General features: G+C 46.2%; 25 protein-coding genes. 7 read left to right on the forward strand and 18 right to left on the reverse strand.

The window, feature by feature from the left end:
• On the forward strand, window positions 1-868 hold an 868-nt coding region (locus tag A3757_RS00005; RefSeq protein WP_156506051.1), incomplete at its 5' end, for a phosphatase PAP2 family protein.
• A gap of 39 nt (window positions 869-907) precedes the next feature.
• Here A3757_RS00005 and A3757_RS00010 read toward each other — a convergent pair.
• Entirely contained in the window at window positions 908-1,495 is a 588-nt protein-coding gene (locus A3757_RS00010; RefSeq protein WP_082865204.1) for an LON peptidase substrate-binding domain-containing protein, read from the reverse strand.
• A gap of 167 nt (window positions 1,496-1,662) precedes the next feature.
• Here A3757_RS00010 and ilvD point away from each other — a divergent pair, with 167 nt between their 5' ends.
• On the forward strand, window positions 1,663-3,507 hold the full coding sequence (ilvD, locus tag A3757_RS00015) for a dihydroxy-acid dehydratase (protein ID WP_068516225.1): 1,845 nt from the start codon (window positions 1,663-1,665) through the stop codon (window positions 3,505-3,507).
• Window positions 3,508-3,552: 45 nt separating this feature from the next.
• Here ilvD and A3757_RS00020 read toward each other — a convergent pair whose 3' ends face one another.
• Genes A3757_RS00020 through A3757_RS00035 form a run of 4 tightly spaced genes read right to left on the reverse strand, consistent with a single transcriptional unit; the run spans window position 3,553 to window position 6,590 of the window.
• Window positions 3,553-4,056, reverse strand: a complete 504-nt coding sequence (locus A3757_RS00020) for a dihydrofolate reductase (RefSeq protein WP_068516222.1) — start codon at window positions 4,054-4,056, stop codon at window positions 3,553-3,555.
• Window positions 4,057-4,080: 24 nt separating this feature from the next.
• Window positions 4,081-4,932: a thymidylate synthase gene (locus tag A3757_RS00025; protein ID WP_068516218.1), complete on the reverse strand. Its 852-nt coding sequence runs from the start codon at window positions 4,930-4,932 to the stop codon at window positions 4,081-4,083.
• 29 nt (window positions 4,933-4,961) lie between these two features.
• A complete protein-coding gene (gene lgt, locus A3757_RS00030; protein ID WP_068516215.1) occupies window positions 4,962-5,771 on the reverse strand; it encodes a prolipoprotein diacylglyceryl transferase in 810 nt (269 codons plus the stop codon).
• Window positions 5,772-5,804: 33 nt separating this feature from the next.
• Window positions 5,805-6,590 carry a sulfite exporter TauE/SafE family protein gene (locus A3757_RS00035; RefSeq protein ID WP_068553494.1) on the reverse strand — a complete coding sequence of 262 codons (786 nt, stop codon included), beginning with the start codon at window positions 6,588-6,590 and terminating at the stop codon, window positions 5,805-5,807.
• A gap of 68 nt (window positions 6,591-6,658) precedes the next feature.
• On the opposite strand from A3757_RS00035, the gene A3757_RS00040 reads away from it, so the two are divergent.
• Window positions 6,659-7,453, forward strand: a complete 795-nt coding sequence (locus tag A3757_RS00040; protein WP_068516208.1) for an NRDE family protein — start codon at window positions 6,659-6,661, stop codon at window positions 7,451-7,453.
• Window positions 7,454-7,476: 23 nt separating this feature from the next.
• Here the strand turns inward: A3757_RS00040 and A3757_RS00045 are convergent, their stop codons facing one another.
• From A3757_RS00045 to pomA, 3 genes are read right to left on the reverse strand one after another with little or no spacing between them, the layout of a single operon-like run.
• Window positions 7,477-8,085 (reverse strand): PilZ domain-containing protein, encoded by a 609-nt coding sequence (locus A3757_RS00045; protein ID WP_068516205.1) that lies wholly within the window; start codon window positions 8,083-8,085, stop codon window positions 7,477-7,479.
• Window positions 8,086-8,125: 40 nt separating this feature from the next.
• Window positions 8,126-9,121 carry a flagellar motor protein MotB gene (locus A3757_RS00050; RefSeq protein WP_068553495.1) on the reverse strand — a complete coding sequence of 332 codons (996 nt, stop codon included), beginning with the start codon at window positions 9,119-9,121 and terminating at the stop codon, window positions 8,126-8,128.
• Window positions 9,122-9,181: 60 nt separating this feature from the next.
• Window positions 9,182-9,940, reverse strand: a complete 759-nt coding sequence (gene pomA, locus A3757_RS00055) for a flagellar motor protein PomA (protein WP_068553496.1) — start codon at window positions 9,938-9,940, stop codon at window positions 9,182-9,184.
• Between the two features lie 291 nt (window positions 9,941-10,231).
• Here pomA and A3757_RS00060 point away from each other — a divergent pair, with 291 nt between their 5' ends.
• The 3 genes from A3757_RS00060 (at window position 10,232) to dxs (ending at window position 13,437) form a co-directional block, all read left to right on the forward strand.
• Window positions 10,232-10,480, forward strand: coding sequence for an exodeoxyribonuclease VII small subunit (locus tag A3757_RS00060; protein ID WP_068515370.1), 249 nt, complete (start codon window positions 10,232-10,234; stop codon window positions 10,478-10,480).
• A 32-nt stretch (window positions 10,481-10,512) separates the two neighbouring features.
• Window positions 10,513-11,418 (forward strand): polyprenyl synthetase family protein, encoded by a 906-nt coding sequence (locus A3757_RS00065; RefSeq protein ID WP_068516336.1) that lies wholly within the window; start codon window positions 10,513-10,515, stop codon window positions 11,416-11,418.
• Between the two features lie 96 nt (window positions 11,419-11,514).
• Window positions 11,515-13,437 carry a 1-deoxy-D-xylulose-5-phosphate synthase gene (dxs, locus tag A3757_RS00070; protein ID WP_068516339.1) on the forward strand — a complete coding sequence of 641 codons (1,923 nt, stop codon included), beginning with the start codon at window positions 11,515-11,517 and terminating at the stop codon, window positions 13,435-13,437.
• Here dxs and ribA read toward each other — a convergent pair.
• Window positions 13,434-14,051 (reverse strand): GTP cyclohydrolase II, encoded by a 618-nt coding sequence (ribA, locus tag A3757_RS00075; protein ID WP_068508589.1) that lies wholly within the window; start codon window positions 14,049-14,051, stop codon window positions 13,434-13,436. The two genes, dxs and ribA, sit on opposite strands and share 4 nt — an antisense overlap.
• Before the next feature lie 238 nt (window positions 14,052-14,289).
• Between ribA and A3757_RS00080 the strand changes: the two genes are divergently transcribed.
• On the forward strand, window positions 14,290-14,910 hold the full coding sequence (locus A3757_RS00080) for a class I SAM-dependent methyltransferase (RefSeq protein ID WP_068516341.1): 621 nt from the start codon (window positions 14,290-14,292) through the stop codon (window positions 14,908-14,910).
• 16 nt (window positions 14,911-14,926) lie between these two features.
• Here the strand turns inward: A3757_RS00080 and moaA are convergent, their stop codons facing one another.
• The 9 genes from moaA to A3757_RS00125 all read right to left on the reverse strand — a co-directional run.
• Complete coding sequence (gene moaA, locus A3757_RS00085) at window positions 14,927-15,934, reverse strand: GTP 3',8-cyclase MoaA (RefSeq protein ID WP_068553784.1); 1,008 nt, start codon at window positions 15,932-15,934, stop codon at window positions 14,927-14,929.
• 24 nt (window positions 15,935-15,958) lie between these two features.
• Window positions 15,959-16,447, reverse strand: coding sequence for a cyclic pyranopterin monophosphate synthase MoaC (gene moaC / locus A3757_RS00090; protein ID WP_068516348.1), 489 nt, complete (start codon window positions 16,445-16,447; stop codon window positions 15,959-15,961).
• 49 nt (window positions 16,448-16,496) lie between these two features.
• Entirely contained in the window at window positions 16,497-17,537 is a 1,041-nt protein-coding gene (locus A3757_RS27910) for a Nudix family hydrolase (protein ID WP_082865281.1), read from the reverse strand.
• Between the two features lie 91 nt (window positions 17,538-17,628).
• Window positions 17,629-18,861 (reverse strand): bifunctional glutamate N-acetyltransferase/amino-acid acetyltransferase ArgJ, encoded by a 1,233-nt coding sequence (gene argJ, locus A3757_RS00100; protein ID WP_068516350.1) that lies wholly within the window; start codon window positions 18,859-18,861, stop codon window positions 17,629-17,631.
• A gap of 36 nt (window positions 18,862-18,897) precedes the next feature.
• Window positions 18,898-21,633, reverse strand: coding sequence for a preprotein translocase subunit SecA (gene secA / locus A3757_RS00105; protein ID WP_068516353.1), 2,736 nt, complete (start codon window positions 21,631-21,633; stop codon window positions 18,898-18,900).
• A 594-nt stretch (window positions 21,634-22,227) separates the two neighbouring features.
• Window positions 22,228-22,644: a type II toxin-antitoxin system VapC family toxin gene (locus tag A3757_RS00110; protein ID WP_068553783.1), complete on the reverse strand. Its 417-nt coding sequence runs from the start codon at window positions 22,642-22,644 to the stop codon at window positions 22,228-22,230.
• Window positions 22,645-22,869, reverse strand: coding sequence for a type II toxin-antitoxin system VapB family antitoxin (gene vapB / locus A3757_RS00115; protein WP_068553782.1), 225 nt, complete (start codon window positions 22,867-22,869; stop codon window positions 22,645-22,647).
• A 104-nt stretch (window positions 22,870-22,973) separates the two neighbouring features.
• A complete protein-coding gene (gene cas6f, locus A3757_RS00120) occupies window positions 22,974-23,474 on the reverse strand; it encodes a type I-F CRISPR-associated endoribonuclease Cas6/Csy4 (protein ID WP_068553781.1) in 501 nt (166 codons plus the stop codon).
• A 73-nt stretch (window positions 23,475-23,547) separates the two neighbouring features.
• The coding region (locus A3757_RS00125) for a M23 family metallopeptidase (RefSeq protein ID WP_156506052.1) at window positions 23,548-24,341 on the reverse strand (794 nt) is incomplete at its 5' end.

Consider the following 24,341-nt stretch of genomic DNA (forward strand, 5'->3'; position numbering starts at 1 on the left):
CAGCTTTCGCTATGCCAGCCTTAACCTTCAGCATGGATCTCGCATCTATGCGGCGCTATTGCGCAATAACAAAAGCCAAAACACGTCATCAAAGGACTATGAGTTTCCACTTGCGTCACTGAGTTTATTCATAGGATCAAGCTTATTCTTTATTATTTGGAGCTTTCTGGTTTTACGAACAGGCTTGCTAAGCCAACTAGATGCCAGCGTACTTCAACTCGGCGCTGAGCTGCGCAACATCAGTACCTTTGTCAGCGATATCAGCTCTCGGATATTTATCCATCTAACCCTGCTTGGCGATGAAAAGTTTTTATATGCCTCCTTTATAACACTCATCGCTTTGATGCTTTATCTAAGGCAGTTCCGAGCCTCCACTTTACTGGTGATTTCCGGCTTAAGTACTGCGGCAATTACACACACACTAAAAGCAGTATTTAGTATTGCCCGACCTGAACTAGTACTCTCACCGCCTGTTTCATATGCCTACCCTAGTGGCCATAGTTCAGGCTCAACCGTTTTCTACGGCCTGATTGCAGCATTTATTGCCCAACAGCTACCCAAGACCCAACGCTGGCAGTGCTACTTGCTATTCTTTGTGCCGATGTTTCTGATCGCTTTTAGCCGGGTTATGCTCAGCGTTCACTGGTTGTCTGATATTGTTGGGGGCATAGCGCTAGGTTTAGCGATTTGTGGAATTAGTAGAGTGTTATATAGCACTCACCAAGCTTATGACGCCGCGAACCGTCGAGATATCACTGTTGAAAAGAAAGCGGTTATGACAGCACTTTGTCTATGGCTCGGCATCTTAATTGGCTATCAGCTTTATTTCTTTCCAGAAGCCTTGCAGGCTTACCAGTTACGCCCCTAAACGCAGAGCCGTCTGATCAAGACTCAAGATTTATACGGCCTAAGTAACCATATCAGAAATTTGACGAGAGATTGCTTGCAGACGCTGAAGCGGGTCGCTCATTTCATAAAGATGCTGTTTCTGTTTATTGCCTAGCGGCAGTAACTCAGTCAAGCGCCAGCCTACTTGGCGCCCATCTTCATAATCAATATCCATATTCAAATCGCGAACAAAGGGGTGTTTGACCAGAGCCTGCAGTACCACACGCAGCTCATCAAACTCCTCGGGCAAGTCAATATGCTGCTCTTCACCAATAGCCTCAAGCTCGGCATACCAGACGCCATTTTCACGTTCTTCAAGTGAGGATAGTTTGACTTGTTCCAGACCTTCAACCGTCAGATTTAACACCCCGGTACTAGGCGTCTTGCCAAAATCTACAATTTGAACACGCGTGCCAAGTTCATAGAACTGCCCTTCTCGCACGTGTTCAGTCGGTGCATTTTCACTGCACATCAACACTGCCACAAAGCCTTCGCCTTGCTTCATCGAATCAGCAATCATATCTAAATAGTGCGGCTCAAAAATCTGCAAAGGAATACGACCTTGCGGACAGACAATAGCATTGAGCGGTAACAGCGGCAGTTTCATAGTTTATTCAGGTATTCACGGTTGGCTTTTAAGTAAGCATAGACTGATTTTTCCAATCTTATAGTTTCGTATTGAAGATTCGCCATTTGGTGCCAGCATGCATTTTTTTTGCTATGCTGCCTGCTTCAGATTTTTCTTTCTAACAACGATTATTTAAGAGACAAACGATGCCGACCTATCGCTCAAAAACCTCTACTCATGGCAGAAATATGGCGGGAGCACGCTCATTATGGCGTGCCACCGGGATGACAACAGAAGATTTTGAAAAGCCAATTATCGCTGTTGCAAACTCCTTCACCCAGTTCGTTCCAGGTCACGTCCACCTTAAAGACATGGGGCAACTTGTAGCACGCCAGATAGAAAAAGCAGGCGGCGTTGCAAAAGAATTTAATACCATCGCGGTCGATGACGGTATCGCCATGGGTCATGACGGCATGCTATATAGCCTACCTTCCAGAGAGCTGATTGCCGACTCGGTTGAATACATGGTGAATGCTCACTGTGCCGATGCACTGGTTTGCATTTCCAACTGCGATAAAATCACACCGGGAATGTTAATGGCTGCTTTGCGTCTGAACATTCCGGTTATCTTCGTATCGGGTGGCCCAATGGAAGCAGGTAAAACCAAGCTTTCGGAACACAAGCTCGACCTGGTCGATGCCATGGTCATTGCTGCAGACGATAGCGCTGACGATGAAACAGTTGCAGAATATGAGCGCAGCGCCTGCCCAACATGCGGCTCTTGCTCAGGCATGTTCACGGCTAACTCAATGAATTGTCTGACTGAAGCTATTGGTCTATCTTTACCAGGTAACGGCACAACATTGGCAACTCATGCAGACCGTGAAAAGCTATTCCTTGATGCTGCAGACCGCATCGTAGACATTACACGCCGCTATTACGAACAAGATGACGAATCAGTTCTACCACGCTCAATTGCCAGCCATAAAGCCTTCGAAAACGCTGTGATGCTTGATATCGCCATGGGCGGCTCAACCAATACCATCCTTCACCTTTTGGCAGCGGCTCAAGAAGCGGAATTAGATTTCGACCTAAAGAACATCAACGAACTAAGCAGACGCGTCCCTCAGTTATGTAAGGTTGCACCGAACTCTCCTCAATATCATATTGAAGATGTTCATAGAGCTGGCGGCATCATGGCTATTCTGGGCGAACTAGATCGAGCCGGAATTCTGCATACCGACCTGCCAACGGTCCACAGTAAGACAATGAAAGAAGCGCTAGCAAAATGGGACATTATGCAAAATAATGATCCAGAAATTGCCGAGTTCTTTAAAGCTGGCCCTGCTGGCATTCCAACCCAAACGGCTTTTAGTCAATCGACTCGCTGGCCGACACTGGACGGTGATCGCGCTAACGGTTGTATCCGCTCATTAGAAAATGCATTTTCTTTAGAGGGTGGACTCGCAGTCTTGTACGGCAATATCGCTGAAGACGGTTGCGTGGTAAAAACAGCTGGCGTTGATGACTCTATTCTCGTGTTTGAAGGCAAAGCCGTTATCTTCGAAAGCCAGGATTCCGCAGTAAAAGGCATACTTAATGATGACGTAGTTGAGGGCGATGTGGTTATTATTCGCTATGAAGGCCCTAAAGGTGGCCCGGGTATGCAGGAAATGTTGTATCCAACCAGTTACCTGAAATCAAAAGGCCTAGGTAAAGCTTGCGCCTTGTTAACCGACGGTCGCTTCTCAGGGGGTACCTCTGGCCTATCAATTGGCCACGCTTCCCCTGAAGCAGCTGCCGGTGGCGCTATCGCATTGATTGAAGCCGGCGACAAAATCAAGATCGATATCCCTAATCGCTCAATTGATGTTGTCTTGGAAGAAGGGGTACTTAACTCTCGACGTGAAGCAATGGAGCAGAAAGGCAAGCAAGCCTGGAAACCAGCAGAGCATCGCGAGCGAAAGGTCTCTAGCGCTTTGAAAGCCTATGCCATGCTGGCAACAAGCGCCGATAAAGGTGGTGTTCGTAATTTGGATATGCTGGATTAAGCTCGACGAAACATAGGACTGAGCAGAAGTTCAGTCCTTTTCTTTTTACTTACGATCCAAAACGATAAAACTATAATCATAGGGATTCGGCCCTTCGGCTTCAAAATCTTCCCGCCCAATTTCACGCCACTGAGTCCAATCGACTTCGGGAAAATAAGCATCGCCTTCGACTTCTGCATGAACTTTCGTTAGATAGATACGATCAACATCCGGCAGACTCGTTTGATAGATCTGGTCACCACCAATGATCATCACTTCCGACTGACCGTCAATATCACAAACCGACTCTCCTAAATCAAAAGCCTGCTCAAGAGAGTGCACGACTTTCACGCCTTCAGCCGACCAGCTTTCATTTCGCGTTATAACGATATTGCATCGACCTGGAAGCGGCTTACCAATCGACTCATAGGTTTTACGCCCCATTAGAATCGGCTTGCCCATCGTCACTTGTTTAAAGTACTTAAGATCATTGGGCAAATACCAAGGCAGCTTGTTGTTAATGCCGATAACTCGGTTTTCTGCCATCGCGACGATCATGGAGCGCTTCATTGTTTCTTCCTACTCGATATATATTTAAACTGAAAAAGGGTACTGGATACTGTCATGCGACTCATAGCCGACGACTTCAAAGTCAGCGGTCGTCACCCAGGTTTCAAGGTCTTCGAGTGACTTGATATCAGGGTTGATATTTAGTCTCGGAGAAGCGAAAGGCTCACGCTTTAGCTGCACATCTCGCATCAATTCTAACTGGTTCTCGTAGATATGAGCATTGACTATTTTGTGGTAAGCCTTACCGGCTTTATGCCCCGTGATCTGTGCCATTAGAGCAAGCAGAACATAGACCTGAACCTGATTGAAATTCAGCCCCAGCGGCACATCACAAGAACGCTGATAACTAGTCAAATACAGTGTATCCCCTAGCAAAGAAAATGTGTGCGTATGCATGCAAGGGCGCAGACAACCCATTTCGAACTCGCCCGGGTTATAGAAGCTTAGAATTTCTCCGCGGTCATCGACCCCTTTCGAAAGGTTATCGACGATCTTTTTAAGCTGGTCTAATGGCGTGCCATCCGGCTTTTGCCACGCCCGGCCCTGAACGCCGTATACTCGCCCCATATCATCCTCACCTTTACGATGCGGATTATTCAACCAGGCTTCATTCTCATTGGCATTAGCATTCCAGGTGTTACAGCCGATCTCGCGAAATTGCGCAGCACTGCTATACCCACGGAGATAACCCAGAAGTTCTGCAATGGCTGCTTTATAGTAACTTTTGCGAGTGGTAATTAACGGAAATACATTGTTCTCAACGTCATACTCCAGGTCAGCATTGATTAGGGTCAGGCAGCGCGTTCCGGTACGTTTATTATCTACCCACACACCCTCATCAATAATACGCTGACAAAGCGCTAAGTACTGCTTCATATGCTTCTCTCAATTTTTTATTTTCTAGTTTATGCTCGGTGCGATAGTTTATCGGAGTTAAATTTGTAGGCATACCAAATAAAACCCACACCTATTAATATCATCGGGAATGACAGTAGTTGACCTTTCGTCAGCCAACCCCAGGCAACAAAACCAATATGTGCGTCAGGCTCTCTTACGAACTCAACAACAAAGCGGAAAATTCCATAGAAGATCATAAACATACCCGAGACCGATGCCGCAGGCCTGGGTTTAACGGAATAAAACCATAAAATACAAAAGAACATCAGCCCTTCAAGCCCTGCCTGATAAAGCTGAGAAGGGTGCCTAACCAATTGCTCCGGGTCGTTTGGAAATACCATTCCCCAAGAAACATCTGTCGCCCTGCCCCATAATTCTGCACCAATAAAATTTCCGATTCGTCCCAAACCCAAACCTATTGGCACAAGAGGCGCGATAAAGTCCAATAGTTGAAAAAAAGTGCAGCCAATCTTTCGTGCATAAAAAACAATGGCTAACATCACACCGATTAAGCCGCCATGAAAGGCCATTCCACCTTCCCAGATTCTAAACAACCAAGCTGGGTCATCGAGAAATTTGTCGAAGTTATAGAAGAATACGTAGCCCAGGCGCCCCCCCAGGATTACCCCCAATGCGCAGTAATAAATCATATCTCCGACTTGCTCTTTGGCAATTGGAGCACCAGGTCGTTGGGCTCGTCTCTGCCCTAGTAAGTAAGCCGCCACAAAACCAATCAAATACATTAAGCCATACCAATGAATTTGAATTGGCCCTAAGTCCAAAGCAACCGGATCTATCTGGGGATACGACAACGCCATTGTAATTCCTTAAATTTTTAATATTAAACAGAGCTAAGTCACTAGAAAGCGAACACCAATTAATAGCAGAAAACCTGCAAACAATCTTTTCAGTAACAGAGGCGACAAGCGATGCGCCAACTGCGTTCCAACCCTCGCGAAGTATACAGAGCAAATAGATATTCCGAGTAAAGCAGGTAGGTAGATCAATCCCAAACTCCATTCAGGCCGTCCTTGCAAATCACTTCCCATCATCACATTACTGAGCGTGGCAAATAAAGCGATGGGTAAACCACATGCAGCGGCGGTACCCACCACTTCTTTCATCTCAATACGATACCGACTCAAATAAGGAACGCTAAGTGTTCCACCACCAATCCCGAAGATAGAAGAAAACCACGCAATGACCACGCCCATTATAGATAGTGCGATATTTCCGGGTATCGCCAAAGACTGCAAGCTAGCGGATTTGATAAACATTCGCAGCGCTACAATCACCGCAAAAAGTCCAAACAGCTTTTTCAGCATCCAGCCATCTAGTTGCACCAGCGTTAATACACCAAGCACCGCACCTAGCGCAATACCAGCACTCATCGGCCGAAACACCGACCACAAAACCGCGCCTCTCTTATGGTGATTATATACCGAGCTCATCGAGGTAAACACTATGGTCGCAAGTGAAGTTGCTATCGCCATATGGGTCAAGACTTCTGCGGGGAAACCTTGGCTTTCGAAGACAAAAACCAGGATAGGCACGACGACTAAACCACCACCCACGCCAAAGAGCCCTGCCGTTAACCCGGCAAAGATACCCGCCAGCAAGTAGCTCACAATAAACATAGTCCGTATCTACCCCTAAATAATTGCATGGTATGATAGCTGTATTACATTCTGAGGTCATTCTTTCAATGTGTTTAATAGTTTTTGATTGGCAGCCCGAGCAAGCACGAATACTGACACTCGCCTCAAATAGAGATGAGTACTACGCCCGCCCTACACTTAACGCTCATTTCTGGGAAGATAGCCCTGACATATTTGGCGGCCGAGATTTAAAAATGGGTGGCACCTGGTTAGCCCTTTCCAAAGGTGGCCGCCTCGCTGCAATTACAAATTATCGCGCGCCAGACTCCAGAGTATACGAACGATCTCGTGGAGAAATTCCCTCAAGCTTCCTTCAAGCAAGCTGCTCTGCAAATGAGTTTGCAGCTCAAATTTCAAGCGATGAATATGCCGGATTTAACGCTCTTCTGTTTGATGGCTCAGACTTGGTATATTGCCATAATCGTGGTCAGACGAGAGGTAGTCAAACCCTAAAGCCGGGACGGTATGGCTTAAGTAACCACCTGCTAGATACGCCTTGGCCAAAAGTACGAAAAACCAAAACAGCTCTCGAACAGGCCCGGCAGAACCCTGATAACACTGAAGCAGCTAGACACTTACTGTTGGCACTACAGAACCAAGAACAAGCATCGCCTGAAGAACTGCCGCAGACAGGCATCCCTCAAGAGTTTGAGCAAGTGCTCTCTTCCCCCTTTATTAGAACGCCCAACTATGGAACTCGTGCGAGCAGCGTCATCATTATTGATAAAGAAACTTTAGGTACGGCTAAGAACGAGCAGATCAATAAAGCTTTCTTTCTTGAACGTCAGTATCAGAAGGGTAGCAGCAAATTTAACGACAACATAACAAACATAACTTTTTAAGCTAGAGCTCGACAGACTCTAGCTCATTGCAAGCTACCGTCATCTTCAGATCGATTACCTTTTAGCTGTTGAACCTGGCGCTTAATGACATGCTGAACCAATGTTTCCTGATCAATTTCGGTGACATTAACGAAGTCAGCGCGCGCAAGCCAGGGCTTGCCATCAATGCTCTCATCCAATGCATCACAAGCAATAACAGCTGCTAAGAGCTGCAATCGAGTATTACTGGGGTATAGCGTTAGTTCTATATGAACATGCTGATTCAAAGCAGCACTTTCTTCAAGCGGGAAAGCGATTCCACAAGCACTCAAATTAACCTGACAAGCAGAAGTAGACTGCTCGAGACCCTCTTCTTGGCCAGAGGCAAGACCGTGGCCAAAAGCCAAATTTATTTTCTGGTTAAAAAGATCAAGAATATTATGAATTTCAGGTTGGGAATTCTTCAGTACTGTCAGATCTGTTGCTATCTGGTGCTCTATCTGTGACAGCAGAGACTTCAGAGAAGTCGGTTGAGCTTGCACCGCCAAATCAGTTTCACCCTCCGAAAGAAAGCGATAACGAAGACCAACAAGGTCCGTCACTCTAAAATAACGTCTTCTTTCACTGTCGTGCGTCACTGAATTTACACCCATATATATTATCCCTAGATAAACCCATCACACACTCTCCTTTCTAGAAGATCTCGTCAGGGTCCAATTCGAAAAAGTTATCAATTGCTTGAGAGTTAGCATCCAGCGTCTTGCTTTCTTCACGCAGCTCTTCCTTCACCTGCTTATCAGTTTTCTCTTGAAGAATAATCTCTACCCGGCGATTTCGCTTTCTACTCTCAGGCGTATCATTCGGCACCAGCGGCCGAGTATCCGCAAAGCCTGTTATGCTAAACCTATCTTGTTTTAGGTAGCCGTCATCAAATAGCCCGTGCGCAACTTCCAAAGCCCTTGCGACCGACAAATCCCAGTTTGATGGGAACATAACAGTTTGAATCGGCACATCATCAGTATGCCCCTGCACGGCGATATCACCTTCAATTGACTCGAGGATATCAATCAGCTTATCAAGCACTGGAATAAACTCATCCTGAAGCTGAGCTGAACCAGAAGAAAAGGCTCCTTTTTCCTGAATTCGAATAATAATTTTACGACCTTGGGTTTCCAGCTCCACCATATCTTTGGCAACTTCGGTCTGGAGCTTCTCAGCAATTTCTTCTGCCTTGGTTTCAGCCTCTTCTTCCAGCTCCATCATTTTTTGAGCAACAAACTCACTGATTTGGGCCTTTTTATCCTGAGCGTTTTCAGTTGACTCATCACAAGCTTCTGCAACGGCTTTCTCTATCTGAGCCTCACACAATACTTCGAGAGTCTGGTGATCTGAGTCAGTCGTTTGCTGCATCACCACTTGCAAAGGTGTGGGGTCTGGTTTTCCCGGAGAGAACTCTTGAGCAATAATACTGGTTCCTTTCGGGATCGACGTAACATCAACCTGATTCTGAACACCAAAGGCATTACGCATTGAACCAGCTAAACGCTTAAATTTGAGTACATCTATTTCTGCGAACGATAATAGCAGAACAAAGAAGCACATAAGGAGGGACATAAGATCCGCAAAAGTCCCCATCCATGCGGGGAGCCCGGGGACGCAATCGCAATCTTTTTCTTCTTCATCACTCATTGTCGAGTTGTTACCTCAGAGATCAAACTAAAAACATACAGGCTGCTTAATAAACCAGAACTATTCTTCACCTGTTTCTCGCTTGCCTTCAGACAAGTAGGTTCTCAACATAGCTTCAATAACACGTGGGTTTTGACCAGCCTGAATCGCCAAAACGGCATCGATTGACATGGACTTGATCAACTCTTCCTCTTCCATTCTAAGAGTCAGTTTGTCAGCAAAAGGGATAGCAACCATATTTGCAAGCATCGCTCCATATAGCGTGGTCAATAGAGCTACCGCCATCGCAGGACCAATGGACTTCGGGTCATCCATGTTGGACAGCATCGCAACCAAACCGATCAAGGTACCAATCATTCCCATCGCCGGCCCCAGGTCTCCTAGAGCAGACCAAACACTTGCGCCTGCCTTATGCCGCGCAACGGCCATATTCTTATCTTTCGTCAGAACTGTTTTAACAACGTCTTCATCATGGCCGTCGATTAAGAGAGCAATACCACGCGCTAGAAAGTCATTATTTATCTCCTTCCCTTCAAGCGATAGCAAACCACCTTTTCGAGCTGCATCTGCCAGCTCTACGACCAAAGTAATCACTTCTTCAGGCGACTCCAACTTGAACATAAACGCTTTGGCTGCAGTCTTTCCTGCGCCAAGAAACTGCCCAAGGTTGTATTTCATCATCAAAACAAGAAAGGAACCAACTAGCACGATCAAAACCGAGGGTACGTCGATAAACATAACTATTGAGCCGCCCAGGGTCATTGCAAATGCAACGATACAAAAGCCACCAAGTAAGCCAATGAGGGTTGCTAAATCCACTAAACGCTCCTAGAAAAAAATTCCCATCTTACAGATATGCCACTTAATGCCTTCAACTATTGAAATTGACTATTAATTCAAGACACTTCCAAGCACGCTAAAAAGAAAATAATTACGTGATTTTGTTACAAGGAAGTTTCATCTGTATGTATAATTGTTCGATTAGGTTTACGTGATCAAACGATCTATGTCGCCTGGCAGTAGTCACACTAATACATATTAATTTACAATTAGTGTAGCCCGAAAAATTGAAAGTTCCTGTTTTTTACCTCTTTTTTAGTTGAGATTTTTATGTCCTCTTCCGATTCAATTAATGACTTTGAAACTTCACTACAAGCTCTCGAAGAAATCGTCAATAAAATGGAGCAAGGACAGCTATCTTTGGAACAATCTCTTGACGCTTTTGAACAAGGCGTCAAGCTAAGCAAAGACTGCCAAAACACCTTGAAGAGCGCTCAACAACGCGTATCTGTATTAACTCAAAGCGACAATGGCTTTGAGTTAAATGCGCTCCAAGAGCAAAGCAATACTGACGCCTAGCCCAAGACCCGATCAATACAAGACTTCTTACCGTGAACGATAATTCAAGTAGTATCCCAAGCTTTCTGAGAGAATATCAGTCTCAAATTAATACAGCACTTAAGGTGCGCCTGGATCAGTTTTGCGCGCCAAACTCTCACTTGGGCGAAGCGATCCGATATAGCACCTTAATGGGAGGCAAGCGCATTCGACCCATTTTAGCCTTAGCGACAGCCAACTGCTTTGCAGTTCAGGCAGAGCAGGCAATGGATGCAGCCTGTGCAATTGAATTTATTCACGCCTACTCTCTTATCCACGACGACCTACCCGCGATGGACGATGATGACTTGAGGAGAGGTCAGGCCACCTGCCATAAAGCGTTTGATGAAGCCACGGCTATTCTGGCAGGTGATGCCTTACAAGCAATGGCCTTTGAATTACTCAGCCAAGCCAAACACTTTGGTCTCGAAAGCCAGATCAAAATGATCCAGCTGCTGACAAAAGCAAGTGGTGCCAGAGGAATGGTGCTAGGGCAAGCAATCGATTTTAACTCTGTCGGGCAAACCTTGTCTCTGAGCCAGCTTGAAAACATGCATCGACATAAAACTGGTGCCCTGATTGAAGCCTCTGTACAAATAGGCGCGCTAAGCAGCCCGTCAGGCGTGACGAAACAAGAATATGAAGCGCTAACCAACTACGCACAGGCTATTGGCTTAGCTTTCCAGGTTCAAGACGACATTCTGGATATTATCAGTGACACCCAAACACTTGGAAAAACCCAAGGTGCTGACATCGCGCTAAACAAACCGACCTATCCTGCCCAGCTTGGTTTAGAGGGCGCTAAAGAAAAACTTATAGCGCTACACCAAGAGTCTATCAACGCGCTGAGTAATCTCGGCGACAAAAATGTTCAGCAACTTACAGCGATTAGTGACTATATTATTTCCAGAATAAAGTAAGAGGTGTAACGTCGATTAAGTCGTAAAAACTGCACTCCTCCCTTTAAGGTTTCTGTTATACTTCGACCCTTACTATCTATCTGTAATTTATAGCCAATGCATACAACTTTTCCGATCTTTCAAGAAATTCCTTTGCAACGACCCAATACGCCATTGCTGGACAAGGTGAATGAACCTTTTCAGTTGCGCTTACTATCGGAAGAACAGCTGGCCCAGCTTAGCCATGAGCTGCGAGCCTACCTGCTATACAGTGTCGGACAATCAGGTGGTCACTTTGGTGCCGGGTTAGGCGTCATCGAACTTACGGTTGCACTGCATTACGTATTTAACACCCCTGAAGATCGTGTCGTATGGGATGTTGGACACCAAGCTTACCCTCATAAAATTCTAACAGGCCGACGCGAGCAAATATTAAAAATTCGCCAACATGACGGCCCTGCGGCGTTTCCCGCAAGAGAAGAAAGTGAATACGACACCTTCGGTGTCGGGCATTCTAGCACCTCAATCAGTGCAGCTCTTGGCATGGCTCTGGCTGCAAAAATGCAGTCCAGCTCTCGCAAGTCTATCGCAGTGATTGGCGATGGCGCTCTAACAGCAGGCATGGCATTTGAAGCAATGAGTCATGCCGGAGATATCGCTCCTGACATGCTAGTTATTTTAAATGACAATGACATGGCGATTTCGGACAACGTAGGCGGTTTGAAGAACCATCTGGCGAGAATTCTGTCAGGAAAAACATACAATCAGATGCGCGATGGCGGCAAGCAAATTCTGAGCAGCACTCCCGGCCTAATGGAGTTTGCCAAGAAAACTGAAGAGCACGTCAAAGGCTTGGTTGCACCCGGTACGCTTTTTGAGGAATTAGGCTTTAACTACATTGGCCCTATCGATGGTCATGACTTGCCAACCTTAATCAAAACATTAGAAAACATGAAGGAGCTGAAAGGCCCTCAATTCCTTCATATTGTCACCAAAAAAGGGAAAGGCTTCGCACCAGCAGAAATCGACCCGATTGGCTACCACGCAATCAACAAAATAGAAGCAAAACCCAAAGTAAGCCCTGTTGAAAATAAGCCTGCCAGCCAACCCAAGTACTCAAACGTTTTTGGCCAGTGGCTTTGCGATATCGCCGCACAAGACAGTCGGGTCGTCGGTATTACGCCAGCGATGCGAGAAGGTTCCGACCTAGTTCGTTTTTCCGAACTCTACCCTGAGCGCTACCATGACGTTGCCATCGCCGAACAGCATGCCGTAACACTGGCAGCAGGCATGGCTTGTGAAGGAGTGAAGCCTGTTGTCGCAATTTACTCAACCTTCTTACAGCGCGCATATGATCAGCTCATTCATGATGTCGCCATCCAGAACCTGGATATTTTGTTTGCCATAGACCGGGCTGGCCTGGTTGGTGAAGACGGCGCAACGCATGCCGGAAGTTTCGACCTATCCTTCTTACGCTGCATTCCCAAGCTAGTTGTGATGGCGCCTTCGGACGAAAATGAACTTCGGAAAATGCTCTACACAGGCCACCAATATGAAGGCCCAGCTTGCGTGCGCTACCCACGAGGCACAGGCCCGGGTGCAGAAATTGAAAAAGAGATGCAAGCCTTGGAATTAGGCAAAGCCAAAGCAATTCGCGAAGGAAAGAAAATAGCCATTCTATCATTTGGCTCTTTGCTGGAACCGGCGAAAGCTGCTGCCGAAAAGCTCAATGCAACACTCGTGGACATGCGTTTTATCAAACCACTCGATACGCAAATGATTGATGAACTGGCGAATAAGCACGAGACCTTGGTCACCTTGGAAGAAAATGTGATCGCCGGCGGCGCAGGAAGCGGCGTGTCTGAATACTTACGCGGGCAAGGACTTGTTTCGCAGGTCATTCATCTAGGCCTTCCCGATAAGTTTGTCGCTCACGGTAAGCCTCAAGACCTGCTTAAACAGTGCGGTTTAGATGCAGAAGGAATTGAACAGAGCATCTTGGCGCTTAGCAACCGAAAAGCAATCGAAAACGCCAGTTAGTCCGCTGGCGCATCATCGTCCTGATGGTCGCGCAACCAATGGCCTAATTTGCTCGCCTTGGTCGAAAGGTAACCGTCATTATGCGGGTTACGGCCAACCTGAATTGGAATTCGCTCGACAACCGAGACTCCACCACTCTGCAAAGCTTTTACTTTTCGTGGGTTATTGGTCATCAGCTTCAGCTCCTTAACACCCAAATGTGCGAGCATGTCATAACAAATCGTGTAATCTCGGAGATCTGCCGCAAAACCTAACTTTTCATTGGCCTCAACCGTATCAGCACCTTGGTCTTGTAACTGGTAGGCACGAATCTTATTTAATAAGCCGATACCACGACCCTCTTGACGTAAGTACAGCAATACACCACGACCTTCATCAGCAATGCTTTGCATCGCCTGCTCTAACTGGTAACCACAGTCGCAACGCATACTAAACAAGGCATCGCCAGTGAGACATTCAGAATGCGTTCTCGCTAATACAGGAGCACCGTTTGAGATATCCCCTAAGGTCAATACAACATGCTCCTGACCAGACTCCACCTCTTCAAAGCCATGCATATCAAACACGGCAAAAGGCGTTGGTAAACGGCATGTTTCAATAAAGCGAACTTTCACAGACGATCCTCTTGGCACAAACTAAAAAGGCATACTAAGGGCTTACAAGCAAGCATCCAAACAAGCTATAAGACCTGCAGGGCGCGCATTGTATCACATTCTGACAAGCGAGCTTAACTCGAATGTAAATTGAAACGGTCTTTTCCGCGACAAATTAGTGAATTCAAACTTACATAACTTGAAAGCCCCGAAAGCAGCTGCTCTAATTAGCCTCCCAAAGATAATAAGAACTAAGAAAATGAACCTATACGAAGAGCGTATTCTTCCACATCTGATCAATGCTGCCTGCACCTCTCCCCCTATTCAGAAACTCCGTAAAAGAATAGTACCGAAATGCACCGGACGAGTTCTCGAAATTGGCATGGGCTCTGGCGCCAACCTTGAATTCTACAACAGTAAGAACATCGACTTTGTATGGGGCCTAGAGCCCTCTGAAGGAATGCGAAGAAAGGCCGCAGCTAAGGTGGCAAAGTCCGATATTGAAGTAAAATGGCTGGACTTACCTGGTGAAGAGATTCCGCTTGAAGACGACTGCGTTGATACCATCCTGCTAACCTTCACCTTATGCACAATCCCCGACTACCACAAAGCCCTTCAGCAAATGCATAGAGTACTCAAGCCTGAGGGTAAGCTTCTATTTAGTGAGCATGGCCTAGCGCCTGAACCAAAAGTTGAGAAATGGCAACACCGTTTAAACAAACCCTGGGGCTGTGTTGCAGGAGGTTGTAACCTGAACCGCCCGATTGATAAGCTCATTCAAGCAGGCGGGTTCGAAATTGTAATGATTGAGCGCTTCTACGCTCCTAAAGCACCAAAGTTCGCAGGCTATATTTATCTAGGTGAAGCTCGAAAACTATAAATTCGGACTTAGGAGCTTAACCACCTGTCATATTCATAAAGCGAACAATTTGAGGCTCTTCAGACAAGTTAAACTCATGACGCTCTGGCTTAAGGTCCATTGCCTCGATAATGCTTCGCTTCAGACGCTCTCTGTCTCCGGGGTGGGCACGCAAGACGGCACGCAAGTCAACCGCATGCTCATTACCCAAGCATAGCAAAAGTAAACCCTCAGCAGTCACTCGCACCCGGTTACAGTCACCACAAAAGTTATGACTATGAGGCGAGATAAATCCGATGCGAGTCTTTTCTCCGGGCAATTGATAATAACGCGACGGGCCATCGGAGCGATTGCCGGTCGACACTACCTGAAGCGGCCAAACCTCACTGATAATTTCTTTAAGCTCTTGATTCGAGCAAAAAGCTTCTTCGCGACTATGTTCCGAGATAACGCCTAAGGGCATCTCTTCGATAAAGCTAATATCAATGCCTTTGCCCACTGCAAAACGTATCAGGGGGATTACTTCGTCGGCATTCCGACCCTTCATAATCACAGCATTCAATTTGATCTTCTCAAAGCCTGCGTCAATTGCTGCATCGATTCCCTGAAGCACTTTTTCAAGATCACCAACGCGAGTTAACTCTTTAAACTTGTCAGCCTTTAGAGTGTCCAGACTTATGTTTAAACGCTTTACGCCCGAGGCGAGCAAAGACTTCGCGACTTTTGATAACTGTGAACCATTTGTCGTCATCACCAGCTCATCCAAACCAGGCAAGGCGCCTACCGACTCGCACAAGGACATTACATTTGCTCGAACTAAAGGCTCACCACCCGTTAAACGTATCTTTCCGACACCTAGCTCGACAAAGGCCTCAGCAACTTGGTGCATTTCTTCCAAAGTCAGGACTTTTTGTCTCGGAACAAAGGTCATTTCTTCGTCCATGCAATAGACGCAGCGAAAATCACAGCGATCAGTCACAGACATACGCACGTAGCTAACGCGACGGCCAAACTTGTCAATTAACTGATTGCTATTAATACTCATCGACTCTCACTCAATAGTTCAATTTTACGATGCCAAATAGTGACCACTACGGCCACCTTTCTTTTCGAGTAATCTTACCTGATCGATCACCATACCTTTATCAACCGCCTTACACATATCATACAAAGTCAAGCAGGCGACACTCACGGCCGTTAAGGCTTCCATTTCAACACCCGTTTTGGCATCAAGCTTACACTGGGCCGTCATTCTTACCCGGGGTTCACCCTCTTCGAGACCTAGCGCTTCAATCTCTATGCTTACAGAACTGAGGTTCAAGGCATGACACAAGGGAATCAGCTCCGAACACTTCTTTGCCGCCATAATTCCGGCTATTCTGCAGGTCGCGAATACATCACCTTTCTTGTGACGACCTTCGGTAATCATCCGAAGGGTTTCTTCCTTCATTAAAACGTAACCTTCTGCGCGTGCAATACGGTGGGTAACTTCTTTTTCACCCACATCTACCATATGCGCTGCACCTTGCTCATTCAGGTGCGTTAGATTGTCGGACATACTTACCTCTTTCCCAGACTCTAATGACTCATTCTATCAGACCAAGCTGCTATCTTTTAGACCACGCACCAATACCTGCTACACCTTGCGCTCCTGCCTGAAAAGCACGAGGTAAATCAGCAGGGCTCATTCCCCCTAATGCATACACTGGCAGCGTCGCTAACTTAAGCCAGGCACTGAAGCTAGACCAGCCAATTGCGATGGCATTAGGGTGAGTAGCTGTTTCCTGCACCGGTGACAATGTTGCAAAGTCTGCCCGAATACTTTGTGCATGTGCCAGCTCATCTAAAGAGTGGCAGGACACCGCTAAATAAAAGTTTTCTTTAAAAGGTCTAACATGACAACGCTTCGCCACATAAGTCGGCAAATGAACACCTCTAACACGCGTTTTGTATTGCTCAAAACGAAGCAAGCATTCACCTAGCAGCTCCGCCGAAGCCTCCGCATCAAAAGACAACTCAAGGTGCGCACTCAGCATTAGGCTCTGCCCTAAACCGGGAATCGTCGCCAGCAAGTCATCCAGCCAAATAAAATACTCATCAATACTTAAATCTGGCTGCCTTAAGAGTATCATGCCTGGACATTTTTCGAACAAAACTTCTACTTCTTTTCTTGCCCTATCCAAATTTGGGTAGGTAGGCGTAACTATATATTGCTCTGGAAGTTGGCAGGCGGTGATGATAGGCACATTAGCATCAGGGAAGCTGTATTTTGATAAATCCCCACACTCAACCCACTTTACTTGCTGACCTTCTCGGCCAAGACCATCGCTTGGCGCTTTCGAGAATTTGGACACCAGCCAGACATCGAGCAGCACTTGCTTGTCACCATAGTCATGAGAAATCTGAATCAACGGTCGCAGTGCGCCAGCCTCTTCAGGATCGAACACCAGGCCAAGTTCTTCCTCCAGTTCTCTGGCTAAAGCAACAGGAAGCGTTTCACCACTTTCGACCTTGCCGCCTGGAAACTCCCATAAGCCGCCTTGATGAACCTCATCAGGACGCTTAGAAATCAGGATCTCTCGGGCACCGGCAGCAGATGTTCTCTCTATGACGCCAACGGCCACATGAACTATTTTTGATGACGACATAAGCCCCTTTACAAAAAAACGGCCCATAAGCTTTACAGCTATGAGCCAGATAATAATTCAAAAAAGTGTATGCTTTATCTAGAAATAAAGCTTAAGTCCGGTATTCGGCATTAATCGTCACATAGTCGTGAGACAAATCAGTTGTCCATACCGTTTCTTCAACACTGCCACGCGCTAAGTCGATACGTATGGTGATCTCTTCTTGATCCATCACTGCCTGACCGCGCTCTTCAGTATATTCGGCACACTTCTCGCCTTGATGAACAATCCTGACATCACCCAAGTATATCTCGACCAAGCTCAAATCAAACGCCTCAATCGAAGCCCGGCCCAAGGCGGCCAGAATACGACCCCAATTCGGATCGCAGGCAAATAAGGCGGTCTTAATCAAAGGAGAATGAGCAATGGTGTAAGCCACTTCAAGTGCTTCTTCAGTACTTTTAGCCTGCTCAACCTGAACCGTTACAAACTTGGTGGCACCTTCGCCATCACGCACGATCAATTGCGCCAGCTCGACCAAGACATCACTTAAGGCGTCTTTAAGGGCTGGAAAATCAGCATGAGACTTATCAATCAAAGGTGCTTTTGACTTGCCTGTCGTAAACAGAATACAAGAATCGTTTGTCGAGGTATCGCCATCGACAGTAATTCGATTAAATGAGGCCTCAGCAAGCTCCTGCAATAATTCATCTAGCAAAGCTTGAGGCACGCTCGCATCACATCCGACATAGGCCAGCATGGTTGCCATGTTTGGCTTAATCATGCCCGCGCCTTTACTGATGCCATTAATACGAACAGTCTCGCCTGCGTAGCTAATTTCAGTCGACACACCCTTGGGTCGAGTATCGGTTGTCATAATACCTTCGGCCGCATCGGCCCAAGCATCACCTTTTAACTGAACTTTAGCCTGAGGAATTGCCGCTACGATCTTCTCTATAGGCAGTTTTTCACCAATAACACCGGTTGAAAAGGGCAACACTTGTTCTCGCGCAACACCAAACTGTTCAGCTATAGCAGCACAACTTTGCAAAGCATCATCCATACCCTGCTTACCCGTGCCTGCATTGGCATTACCGGTATTCACCACTAAATAGGCATTTGAAGCCTGAGCAAAGCTACCTGTCGCCAAGTGCGCTTTACAGAGCTGAACCGGTGCAGCGCAAAAAGCATTCTTTGTAAAAACGCCTGAACAGGTGCTCCCCTGAGCCAGCTCGATCAAAACCAGGTCTTTACGACCCTCTGTTTTGATACCAGCCTCAACAACACCGATACGCGCACCGTCTATGTCAAAAAAGGCAGGTAAATCACCCTTACCAACAGCCATAATTCCTTCCAATTAAAATATTTACTAACAGTAAGGCTATGAAACCTTACCGTGGCACTGCTTATACTTCTTGCCCGAGCCACATGGGCAAGGCTCATTACGCCCTACTTTACGGCCTTCTCGCGTCACAGGGGCCTGCTTTTCTTCAGCCGCCGGAGCCGAGCCACCTTCACTACCGGCTGCATTGGCATCTGCATGTTCAGTCTTTGCCCGGCCCAATTGCTGTTCTAGCTCTTGCTGTCTGCGTCGCTCTAGCTCTTCAGCCTCGTCTTGAGTCTGAATCTTCACGTGACTGGTCACACGTACCACGTCATTTTTCAAATTGCCCAGCATCGATTCAAATAGAACAAATGCTTCTCGCTTGTATTCCTGCTTAGGGTTTTTCTGAGCGTAGCTGCGTAGATGGATACCCTGACGTAATGCATCCATTGATGCCAAGTGCTCCTTCCAAAGCGTATCAAGAATATGTAGAAACACTTGTTTCTCGAAGTTACGCATAGACTGCGCACCCGCCGTCTCTTCTTTCTCTTTGTAAACTTTAACGATCTCTTCAATAATCTTGGTTCGCAAGGTTTCTTCGTGCAAGCTATCGTCACTATCCAACCATTCTTGTACGGGGAGTTTAACCGCAAACTCTGACTCAAGATGGCTTTCAAGCCCGGCGATATCCCACTGCTCGTCTAGGCTTTGCGGTGGAATAAAGCGACTGATCGTATCATCAACAACTTCTTCGCGAATCGCTGCAACGATATCTGAAATATCATCAGACTCCATCACCGAGTTACGCTGCTCATAAATCACACTACGCTGATCGTTCGCCACATCATCGTATTCCAGTAAGGACTTACGAATATCAAAGTTACGGCCTTCTACTTTACGCTGAGCCTTTTCAATCGCATTACTCACCATCTTGTGCTCGATGGCCTCACCTTTGTCCATACCCAAGGCTTGCATGATGTTACGTACACGATCCGAGGCAAACAGACGCATCAAGTTATCTTCTAAAGACAAGAAGAAACGGGTACTACCTGGGTCACCCTGACGGCCAGATCGTCCACGAAGCTGGTTATCGATTCGACGAGACTCGTGACGTTCGGTACCCAAAATATGCAACCCGCCTGCCTCAAGTACGGCTTTATTTCGTACTTCCCAGTCAGCTTTGATTTTAGCGATCTTGTCATCACTTGGGTCTTTCAATGCTTTAATTTCAGCTTCCCAATTACCACCCAGAACAATATCCGTGCCACGACCAGCCATGTTCGTCGCAATGGTTACAACACCCGGCAAACCGGCTTGCGCAACGATCTGAGCTTCTTGAGCATGCTGCTTCGCATTCAATACACTGTGCTTAATGCCTGCTTTCTTAAGTAATGCAGACAAAAATTCAGATGATTCAATAGATGCAGTACCCACTAGTATCGGGCGCTTTTGCGCAACCACAGCTTTTACTTCATCAATGATCGCTTGGTATTTTTCTTCCTGCGTCAGATAGATCAGGTCGTTATGATCAATTCGCTGAATCTCTTTGTTTGTCGGAATAACGACAACATCCAAACCATAAATTTGCTGAAACTCGAATGCTTCGGTATCCGCCGTACCCGTCATACCAGCCAGTTTCGAATAAATTCGGAAGAAGTTCTGGAAGGTGGTTGAAGCCAAAGTCTGGCTTTCAGCCTGAATTGCAACATTCTCTTTAGCTTCTATCGCCTGGTGCAAACCTTCGCCCCAACGACGACCAGCCATGGTTCGGCCGGTATGTTCATCGATAATAACAATTTGCTTATTCTGAACGATATAATCGACATCTTTCACATATAGGTAATGCGCACGCAAAGCGGCATAGACGTGGTGCAGTATGTTCAGGTTAGTCGCAGCGTAAAGGCTATCGCCCTCTTCCAGCACGCCATGCTCAATTAAGAGTCCTTCAAGATAGGTATGACCCGCTTCAGTCAAATCGACATTTTTCGATTTTTCATCAATTGTGAAGTGACCGTCATCAATAGGCTTATCGTCTTCACCTACCTCCGCTTTCTTCAGCATCGGTACCAAAGCATTAATCTGCTTATAACGCTTGGAACTGTCCTCAACTGCGCCAGATATAACCAAAGGCGTACGCGCTTCATCAATCAGGATCGAATCAACTTCATCGACAATCGCAAAGTTCAGACCACGCTGATACTTACCTTCAAGATTGAAGGCCATATTGTCACGCAAGTAATCGAAACCAAACTCGTTATTAGTACCATAGGTGATGTCTGACTGGTAAGCTGCTCTCTTTTCATCTGGCTGCTGGCCACCATAGACAACACCAACACTTAAGCCCAAAAAGTTATAGAGTGGCTCCATCCATTTGGAGTCACGCTTTGCAAGGTAGTCGTTCACGGTCACAACGTGCACACCCTTACCTTCCAGAGCATTAAGGTATACAGCCAAGGTTGCTACCAGCGTTTTACCTTCACCAGTTCTCATCTCTGAGATGCGACCTTCGTGCAGCGTCATACCACCAATCAACTGAACATCGAAGTGACGCATAGATAAGACACGCTTACCAGCCTCACGACACACAGCAAAAGCTTCAGGCAAAATCTGATCCAGGCTCTCACCCTCACCAACTCGCTTCTTAAACTCTGCACTTTTAGCTTTTAAGCTTTCATCATCTAGTTTGGAAAGATCCTCTTCCAAAGCGTTTATCTTCGTGACGACCTTTCTCATTCTCTTGAGTTCGCGCTTGTTCTTACTACCAAAAATCTTGGTCATTGCTGATGAAAACATAATGATCTTCTATATTCGTATCTTGTTAATTGAGAGCTCTGCAGACAGAGCGCTATTCTATAGAATGCGCCCGCACATTGATTTCTAATGGTCACGTTCGGCGTGATAAGCCAAAGATGAAACAGCGATCCCTGATTATTGTTGAAAAAATAAGTTCAAGTCTACAGTGAATTGAAACCAGGCTCAAAGGCTAAAATGGGTATGAGATGAAGTAATACAAGGGCAGAGAAGAGAAAAACAAAAGAAAAGTCGATAAATAGCGAAATGGGTCAGGTTTTTGGAGGTTGAGGCTCTAGTTAACTAAAGCTTTACCTTTAAATATTGTGAATACTCGATAAGGCTTCGGCGACAGCGAGTGAAGTCTTACTATGCTACCTGTGCGGTAGTAAATATAAACAGGCAATGCGCCCCATTCACCTAAAACTTCTAAGCTGCCTATGCGGCAGTGAACAGTAGTTTAACGCGAAAAAAATTAGCTACAACAATAAGTAAGGTTAATTTGGTCCAAAACATCAAAAAAACCACCTACGTTGTAACTTACTGATTTTATTAATTTGTTAAAGAGCAGAAAATTTTCGTATTTTCAATTAAAAACTAAGAATCAACCCAGTCTTCAACCCGCAAACCCACAACACGACAAAATTCACGAGTATTATTTGTCACAACAATACTTCCCGCCGCCATCGCATGACCTGCAATGGCTATATCGTTTGCTCCGATAGGTGTGCCCAGTTCACTCAATTGCTTTTTAACCAACGCAGAACAATCTACTGCTTTTTCATCCCAAGGGAGGATAGCATCAAGCCTAGTGATGAATTGATCAATCCACTGATTGACCTTTGGAGATGCTTTTCGACTAATTGCACCGTAGCGCATTTCAGAATAGGTAATTGCAGAAATAACAATCCAATGCTTTTCTGACACGGTTTGTAGCTTCTTAAGCACCACAACAGGGTGCTCTCGCATGATAAAGCTGCAGATACAGGTATCCAGCATATACGTTTGTTTCATTTAAAACCGTCCTTGGTCTTCAATCACATCTTCACGTTCAATCAGAAAATCGTCATCCGCTTTCTCAGTATCGGCTAAAGACAACCAGCTGGGCTTGGAAGGGCGAAGAATAATGGTATCGCCTTCCTTTACGATTTCCAGGTCACTCACTCCTTCATACTCCATGTCTTTAGGAAGACGAACCGCCTGATTCTTGCCATTCTTAAAGATAGATACGGTTCTCATAAGTACTCTCCTCTCGATAACAGCTACTGCTTAAGTATCAGGCTACACCCAGCACAAGCATATGTAAAGCATATGCCGATTTAAACCCGCCTAATTCGACGGGTTTAAAACCAGGGGACGGTTGCGTTTTTTGAGAGGCCAAACTGATTAAAGCTCCCTGAGACAGGCTCATTCATTACCGGGCCAAACTCAATAAAACGTCTGTGCTTTTCCCCATTAGAACCACCGACTAACTCAACATATGGGTTATCTAGGCTTTGGTTAAACATTTTGGCTTTATACTGCTTGATATTTCTGACTGGAGGCGCTATCAGTTGCAAGTGCGAGCTGACCCAGCCACCATCAAAAAAGCTAAGGTATTCTTCAAGCTCTCCGGAAGTAAAGCAAGGTTGAAATTGATCACTAGGACGATGGCATTTTTCATTGCTGTCATAGAGATCTAGGTTTTGAGGAACAGCGCTTCGGTATTCGGTGATCCATTTCTGAGCGCTAGTACGGGAGATACCGAATTGCTCTATCAGTTTCCGCGTCGTTAGCTTGCCTTCCCATTGCAATAACACTTCAATAAACTGAAACTTTACCCTTGCATCAACGCTGACGCCCATGATCAACACACCTATCTATATAAACTTAGTTAGCTCGGTGATACTAATACCGGGTTCCTGTAGCTAAGCACTACTAACGACGATGAATATACTTCTTGGGGTTAATGACTTTGCCGTTTTTGCGTACTTCATAGTGCACGTGAGGGCCGGTTGAGCGGCCGGTGCTGCCCATTGATGCGAGCACTTGGCCTTTGTCGACAATATCGCCTACTTTTGCTTTGAGTTCTTTACAGTGAGCATAGCGGGTTGTGAAGCCTCCACCATGGTTGACTTCAACTAAGTTACCGTAACCGTAGCGGTCACCTGAGTATGTAACGACGCCCGAGGCAACGGCGATGATGTCACTATCCTCCTTACCTGCGAAGTCTACTCCGGCATGCCAGGCACGCTTTCCTGAAAAAGGGTCTGTTCGGTAGCCATAGGCTGAGGACATCCATCCCCAGGTAATGGGGCGGCCGGCAATAAATAATTCTTCTTGGGTTTTGCGGCTAACAAACAGCGCGTCAATCACTTCTAGCTGCTGCTCACTGTCAGTAAGTTGTCGGTCAATCTGATCAAGACTTTCAACAATGCCTGGCAGCACGTAAGACTCGCCCAGCTTTGCATCGGTGGGGCCACCTAGCGCAGGGCTCGCACTGAAGTCAAATTCGCCATTCTTTAGCTTCGCTACTTCTGTCAGTCTTTGACCAAGCGCATCAAGGCGTAACAGTCTGGCCTGCATATCACCCATTCTTAAGGTTAGCGCATCAACCTTTTCCTGAGCTGCTCGCTTAATCCTGGTCACTTGTTTCTTTTGTGCGTTGATATCTTGCTGCCAACCAACAATTATTTCTTTATCTAAAGTCGACTCGGCTTCTCCGGCCACCC

This window comes from Oleiphilus sp. HI0117 (genome assembly GCF_001635235.1).

What these genes read in the sequence shown, in the direction of transcription:
- A3757_RS00010 (WP_082865204.1), bottom strand. Translation starts at nt 1,495, where the DNA reads ATGAAACTGCCGCTGTTACCGCTCAATGCTATTGTCTGTCCGCAAGGT.
- ilvD (WP_068516225.1), top strand. Translation starts at nt 1,663, where the DNA reads ATGCCGACCTATCGCTCAAAAACCTCTACTCATGGCAGAAATATGGCG.
- A3757_RS00020 (WP_068516222.1), bottom strand. Translation starts at nt 4,056, where the DNA reads ATGAAGCGCTCCATGATCGTCGCGATGGCAGAAAACCGAGTTATCGGC.
- A3757_RS00025 (WP_068516218.1), bottom strand. Translation starts at nt 4,932, where the DNA reads ATGAAGCAGTACTTAGCGCTTTGTCAGCGTATTATTGATGAGGGTGTG.
- lgt (WP_068516215.1), bottom strand. Translation starts at nt 5,771, where the DNA reads ATGGCGTTGTCGTATCCCCAGATAGATCCGGTTGCTTTGGACTTAGGG.
- A3757_RS00035 (WP_068553494.1), bottom strand. Translation starts at nt 6,590, where the DNA reads ATGTTTATTGTGAGCTACTTGCTGGCGGGTATCTTTGCCGGGTTAACG.
- A3757_RS00040 (WP_068516208.1), top strand. Translation starts at nt 6,659, where the DNA reads ATGTGTTTAATAGTTTTTGATTGGCAGCCCGAGCAAGCACGAATACTG.
- A3757_RS00045 (WP_068516205.1), bottom strand. Translation starts at nt 8,085, where the DNA reads ATGGGTGTAAATTCAGTGACGCACGACAGTGAAAGAAGACGTTATTTT.
- A3757_RS00050 (WP_068553495.1), bottom strand. Translation starts at nt 9,121, where the DNA reads ATGAGTGATGAAGAAGAAAAAGATTGCGATTGCGTCCCCGGGCTCCCC.
- A3757_RS00060 (WP_068515370.1), top strand. Translation starts at nt 10,232, where the DNA reads ATGTCCTCTTCCGATTCAATTAATGACTTTGAAACTTCACTACAAGCT.
- dxs (WP_068516339.1), top strand. Translation starts at nt 11,515, where the DNA reads ATGCATACAACTTTTCCGATCTTTCAAGAAATTCCTTTGCAACGACCC.
- A3757_RS00080 (WP_068516341.1), top strand. Translation starts at nt 14,290, where the DNA reads ATGAACCTATACGAAGAGCGTATTCTTCCACATCTGATCAATGCTGCC.
- moaA (WP_068553784.1), bottom strand. Translation starts at nt 15,934, where the DNA reads ATGAGTATTAATAGCAATCAGTTAATTGACAAGTTTGGCCGTCGCGTT.
- moaC (WP_068516348.1), bottom strand. Translation starts at nt 16,447, where the DNA reads ATGTCCGACAATCTAACGCACCTGAATGAGCAAGGTGCAGCGCATATG.
- A3757_RS27910 (WP_082865281.1), bottom strand. Translation starts at nt 17,537, where the DNA reads ATGTCGTCATCAAAAATAGTTCATGTGGCCGTTGGCGTCATAGAGAGA.
- argJ (WP_068516350.1), bottom strand. Translation starts at nt 18,861, where the DNA reads ATGGCTGTTGGTAAGGGTGATTTACCTGCCTTTTTTGACATAGACGGT.
- secA (WP_068516353.1), bottom strand. Translation starts at nt 21,633, where the DNA reads ATGTTTTCATCAGCAATGACCAAGATTTTTGGTAGTAAGAACAAGCGC.
- A3757_RS00110 (WP_068553783.1), bottom strand. Translation starts at nt 22,644, where the DNA reads ATGAAACAAACGTATATGCTGGATACCTGTATCTGCAGCTTTATCATG.
- vapB (WP_068553782.1), bottom strand. Translation starts at nt 22,869, where the DNA reads ATGAGAACCGTATCTATCTTTAAGAATGGCAAGAATCAGGCGGTTCGT.
- cas6f (WP_068553781.1), bottom strand. Translation starts at nt 23,474, where the DNA reads ATGGGCGTCAGCGTTGATGCAAGGGTAAAGTTTCAGTTTATTGAAGTG.